The sequence below is a fragment of the Pseudomonas sp. JV245A genome (genome assembly GCF_032424515.1).
GTDB lineage: Bacteria > Pseudomonadota > Gammaproteobacteria > Pseudomonadales > Pseudomonadaceae > Aquipseudomonas > Aquipseudomonas protegens.
This window is the reverse complement of the sequence record NZ_VYKE01000221.1, coordinates 1-5,880: the sequence shown is the minus strand read 5'-3', so window position 1 is coordinate 5,880 and position 5,880 is coordinate 1. Positions and strand designations below refer to the sequence as shown.

The window sequence follows — 5,880 nt, the reverse complement described above, 5'->3', positions numbered from 1 at the left end:
GGTGGTGCTTTCGCCGCCCATGACCAGGGCCACCCCCACCAGCCCTTCGTTGCCCACCACGGCGATTTCCGCCGAGGCGCCGTTCTCCATCAGGTACAGCAGCGACACCACTGCATCGGTGGGGAAGTACACGTGGCGCGGTATGTCCCCGGACTCGTAGAGCACCTGGCCCAGGCTCAGGGCCACCGGCTTGAGGTGGGGCAGCAGGCGCTCCTGCACCGCCGCCGGCAGTGCATTGAGCAAGTGATTGGGCCCGTGCCCAAGGTTGTCGAACATCTCAGAACCACCGGATGGCAAGGCGTCAGCGCTCACTCAGGGTAGTCCAGGGTGTGGCCGGGTGTCTGTCATGGTGCCGGCTCCGTATGGGTCGCTGTCGGGGTATGCCCGGCCTGCGCGGGCAGGGCCGCGGGCCAGGTGAGCAGCACCCGGCGCGTACTGCCGTCATCCAGCAGCGGTATGGCCAGCCCCACCAGCGGCCGGCCGTCCAGGCTCAGGCTGAGGGTGGCGCCGGGGTTCTGCCGCACTTCAATACGGTAGAGCGTCTCGCCGAACCGATAGTCCAGGCTGTAGCCCGGCCAATGCGCCGGGATCACCGGTTCGATGTACAGGCTCTGGCCTTCGCGGCGCAGGCCCAGCAGCGACTCGACGATCAGCCGGTAAGTCCAGCCCGCCGAACCGGTGTACCAGCTCCAGCCGCCGCGCCCGGTGTGGGGCGCCACGCCATAGACGTCGGCGGCCATCACGTAGGGCTCGACCCGGTAGGTGGCGACCTGTTCGGCACTGCGCCGGCTTACCGGGTTGATCATGTGCAGCAGCTCCCAGGCCCGGGCACTGTCTCCCAGGCGGGCGAAGGCCATGCTGGCCCAGACCGCGGCATGAGTGTACTGGCCGCCATTTTCCCGCACACCGGGCACGTAGCCCTTGATGTAGCCCGGGTCCAGGGAGCTGTGGGCGAACGGTGGGTCGAGCAGCAGCACCACGCCGCTGTCGCGACGCACCAGGTGCTGGTCCAGGGAGGCCATGGCCTGGTGCTGGCGGGCATCGCTGGCGGCGCCGGACAGCACCGACCAGCTCTGGGCGATGGAGTCGATGCGGCACTCCTGGTTGCTGGCGCTGCCCAGGATCTGGCCATCGTCGAACCAGGCGCGGCGATACCACTGGCCGTCCCAGGCCTGGCTGTCGAGGGCGGCGCGCAAGGCCAGGGCCTGGGCGCGGCACTCCCGGGCGAAGTCCGGGTCCTGGTGCTGCTCGGCGGTGACGGCAAAGCGTTGCAGCACTTCATGGCCGAAGAAGCCCAGCCACACGCTTTCCCCCAGGCCGTGTTCACCGACCCGGTTCATGCCGTCGTTCCAGTCCCCGGTGCCCATTAGCGGCAAGCCGTGGACCCCGCGCCGCTGGCCGTGCTCGATGGCGCGCCGGCAGTGCAGGTAGAGGCTTTCCCGCAGCCCGCTGGCCTGGGGCAGGTCGTAGTAGGACTCTTCCCCGGAATTGAGCAGGCGGCCTTCCAGGTAACCCACTTCGACCTCCAGCACGCTGTGGTCGCCGGTGATCTGTACATAGCGGCTGGTGGCCAGGGGCAGCCACAGGAAATCATCGGAGCAGCCGGTGCGCACCCCGCGATTCTGTGGCGGGTGCCACCAGTGCTGGACGTCGCCCTCGGGATACTGGTGGGCGGCGCACAGCAACAGGTGCTCGCGGGCCAGGGCCGGCTCGGCGTGGATCATCGCCATGCTGTCCTGCAACTGGTCGCGAAAGCCGATGGCACCGCCGGACTGGTAGAAACCGCTGCGGGCCCAGAAGCGGCAGGCAATGGTCTGGTACATCAGCCAGCCGTTGGCCATGACGTCGATGGCCGGGTCCGGTGTGCGCACCTGTACCGCGCCGAGGCTGCGCTGCCAATGCTGGTGCACGGCCGCAAGCTCGGCCTGCGCCATCTGGCTGCCGCGGTACTGCAGGACCCGGCGGGTGGCGGCCTTGGCATCCACTTCGGCCCCCAGGCGGAACAGCACCTCCCGGCTCTGGCCGTCCTCCAGTTCCAGGCTCACCTGCATCGCCGCGCAGGGGTCGAAACCGGCACCGGAGCGCCCGGACAGGCGCCCCCGAGTCAACGCTGCCGGCGCCGCGAGGCTGCCGTTGCGGCCGATGAACTCACTGCGATCGCCGGTGAAGCTGCTGACCTCGGCGTCCGTATCGAGAAACGCCACGTGCCCGGAAAACTCCATGTTGTAGGGGTTGCGGGCGAACAGTGCGCCGCTCACCGGGTCGCTTTCGCTGACCACGTGCATGGCCGAGCGGCTGCGGGACTCTCCCAGCACCCATTCCACATAGCAGGTGGCCGACAAGCGCCGTGGCCGACCGCTGAGGTTGCGGATCTTCAGCCGCGAGAACTTGATCGGCGCCTGCAGCGCCACATAAACCGTGAGCTCGCTGTGGATGCCGTCCTCTTCATGCTCGAAGACGCTGTAGCCGAAGCCGTGGCGGGTGCGGTAGCTGCCGCTTCCGGGGCAGGGCTGGGGAGTGGGCGACCAGACCCGCCCGCTGTCTTCGTCGCGCAGGTACAGGGCCTCGCCGCTGGGGTCACTGACCGGGTCGTCGTGCCACGGGCTGAGGCGGTATTCGTGGGCGTTCTCACGCCAGCTGTAGGCGCCGCCGGTTTCCGAAATCACCGTGCCGAACAGCGGGTTGGCGAGCACGTTGGCCCAGGGCGCGGGCGTCGGCTGCCCGGGGTTGAGGGTGATCAGGTATTCACGGCCGTCGCTGCTGAAACCGCCGTAGGGGGTTTCCAGGATCAGCTCTGGCGCTGCAGCGGTGCTGGCTCGGCTGGCGGGTGGTGGCAGGCGTACCAGGGGCGCTTCCAGGCGCGGCAGCGAAGGGTCGGCGCGGCGCCGGTGGACTTGCTCGGCGAGGCTGCCGCGGCTGTCGCTGACCACCAGGCGCGCCACCGCCAGCATCAGCGTGCGGTCCTCGCCGGACAGTTGCTGGGCCGGGCGCACGAAGATGCCCCCCGGGCGGTCGATCAGGCTGGCTTCGCTGCCGGAGGTCACCAGGCCCATGATCAGGTCCTGGAGCTGCTGGCGGTAACCCGCCTGGTCCTCGTTCCAGATCACCAGGTCCACCGCCAGGCCTTTTTGCCGCCAGTAGGCGTGGGCCTTGATCAACTGCTGCACCAGGGCAATGTTGGCCAGGTCGCCCACTTGCAGCAGGACGATCGGCAGGTCGCCGGAAATGCCCTGGCCCCAGAGCCCGGACTGGCTGCGCCGGTTGGCCTGCAGCAGGCTGTTGTCGGCGCGCAGGGTGGCGTTGGCGTAGAGCAGCGAAGCTGCCATCTGCTGGAACAGCCGGGCCTCGGCCAGGGACGCGTTGAGCTGGCGCAACAGCACCTGGCTGTGGGTCCAGGCCAGGTCGAAGACCCGGTCCGCCAGGTGCCGGTCGCGGTATTTGTGGATCAGTTGCAGGCAGTGTTCACGGCTTTCGGCGACCCCGGTCACCAGGTCGATGGTGGCGCTCTGGCCGGGGTCGAGGGTGATCCGGCAGCGGATCGCCACGATCGGGTCGAGCACCGGCCCGGCGCTGCCCGAGAGCCGCTCGGTCTGCGGGTCCAGGGCCTGGGGCGCGGCCAGGTCGCGGCCACGGCCGATAAAGCGCGCGCGGTCGGTTTCATAGGAAATCGCGTCGATGTCCACGCCGTGGGCCGCCAGCAGGTGGCACATCCAGGGCACCGGCTGCTCCTGGGAACGTGGCCGGCGGCTGCAGACGATGGCCTGCCAATCGGGCAGCAGTTCGGTCTCGATGAACAGGTTGCTGAAGGCCGGGTGGGCGGCATCGCTTGGAGCTGGGGCCAGCACCACTTCGGCGTAGCTGGTGAGCTCGATGCTGCGGCGTACCCGGGCGCGGTTGCAGATGTGCAGACGGCGCAGCTCGATGGGGTCTTCGGGGGACACGACGATTTCCGTGTGGCTGTCGAAGTCCTGTTCACGCACGCGGAATTCGGCCCGGGCGTCGGTGAAGATCGCCTCGAAGCTTGAAGGGAGGCCTCGGGTCGGCTGGTAGGCGGCGGACCAGAACGTGCCGCTGGCCACGTCCCGCAGGTAGCAGAACTGGCCCCAGTGATCGCGGGTCGGGTCTTCGTGCCAGCGGGTCACCGCCAGCTCGTTGCAGCGGCTGTAGCCGCCGCCGGCGCTGCTGAGCATGACGTGGTAGTGGCCGTTGGAAAGCAGTTGCACCGCCGGGCGCTTGCGGTCCGGGTCGGCGAACACCCGCAGTTTGTTCTCGTGGGCCCGGGCGGCTTCGTCGGCCGCCGGGGCACCGGCAGCATGCAGGTACTGGGCGGCGGTTTTCGGCACTCGTTCCTGCAACAGCAGGGCGATGGCCTGGAACTGCGGGGCGGATTCGAAGCGCCGCTGCATGGGCTGGTCCAGCAGCAGCCATGCCAGGGACAGCAGGCTCATGCCCTGGTGGTGGGCCATGAACGATTGCACCACGGCATGGTTCTGGCCCCGGGGCAGGCGCGACTCGGTGTAGTCCACGGCTTCATAGAGGCCGAAGCGGCCCTGCAGGCCCAGCTGGGCCAGGCGCTGCAGGTTCTGGCAGGCTGCCTGGGGCGCCACCATCAGCGCCAGGACGCTGGCGTAGGGCGCCACCACCCGTTCCGCGCCGAGGCCACGCTTGAGCCCCAGCCCCGGCACGCCGAACGCCCGGTACTGGTAGTTGAACTGGCTGTCGAGGGTGTTGTAGCCCGACTCGGACACGCCCCAGGGCAGGCCCAGTTGCTGGCCGTGCTCGATCTGCAGGGCCACGGCGGCGTGGCAGGTCTGGTCCAGCAGGGTGCCCTGGTAACTGGGCATCACCAGCATCGGCATCAGGTATTCGAACATCGAACCGGTCCAGGACAGCAGCACCGGGGTACCGGCGCTGCTGGTGAGCAGGCGGCCGAGGGCAAACCAGCTTTCCTGGGGCAACTGCCCCTGGGCGATGGCGACAAAATGGGTCAGGCGCACTTCCGAGGCCAAGAGGTCGTAGTAGCCGGCATCCAGGCGGTGCTCGTCGGCGTTGTAGCCGATCACCAGCAGATGGCGCCGGGTGTCGTAGAGGAAGCCGAAATCCATCTGCGCCATGCCGGTCACCTGCTCCAGCAACTGGTTCACCGCGGTGCAGCGTTCCAGCGCCAGTTCCCGTAGCGCGGCGATCCGCCCATGGTGCCGGGGCAGCCAATAGTCGGTGTCCAGCTCGGCCAGCTGGCGCCAACTGAGGAGGCCGAAGCGGCGACCGTCGGCCATGGGCGGTGGGGTGCGCCAGAGCAATTCGTCATGCAGGTCGCGACATTGCGCGGTCAGCGCCTGGTGCCAGAAGGCGCTGTCATCGGATGCCTCGCCGTGGGAGTCGGCGGCGCTCTCGCCAATGCGTTGCAACAGGCCCAGCAGGCCCTCGGCGCTGACCCCGGCATGCAGGCTCAGGTGTTCATGCACGGCGCGGGTTTCCAGGCGCCAGCGCAGCACGGCCGCGGTGTCCTGACCCGCTGCGGTGAGGGCGTCCTGGAGCACGTCGAGGCAGTCCAGCAGGCCGTTGGCGATCTGCACCGGGGACGGCGGGCTGTCCATCAGGCCCTGCAAGCCCGGGCGCAGGGTCAGCAGCATCCCGGCCAGGTTGCCGCTGTCCACCGTGGACACATAGCGCGGTGGCAAGGGCTCCAGGCTCTGGGTGTCGTACCAGTTGTAGAAGTGCCCGCGATAGCGCTCCAGCCGGCCCATGCTGGCGAGCATCCGTTCCAGGCGCTGCAGCAGCCGGCTGCTGCTCAGGTAGCCGAAGTCATGGGCCGCCAGGTGCGCCAGCAGGGCCAGGCCCAGGTTGGTGGGGGACGTGCGATGGGCTACCCGCTGCTGG

At 69.0% G+C, this 5,880-nt stretch carries 2 protein-coding genes; both read right to left on the bottom strand.

Translation table 11 applies throughout. The features are described from left to right. On the bottom strand, nt 1–276 hold a 276-nt coding region (locus F6S12_RS29115), incomplete at its 3' end, for a Crp/Fnr family transcriptional regulator (protein WP_409999866.1). Nucleotides 277–344: 68 nt separating this feature from the next. Then, nucleotides 345–5,880: GH36-type glycosyl hydrolase domain-containing protein (locus tag F6S12_RS29110; RefSeq protein ID WP_315869641.1), on the bottom strand; the 5,536-nt coding region annotated here is incomplete at its 5' end.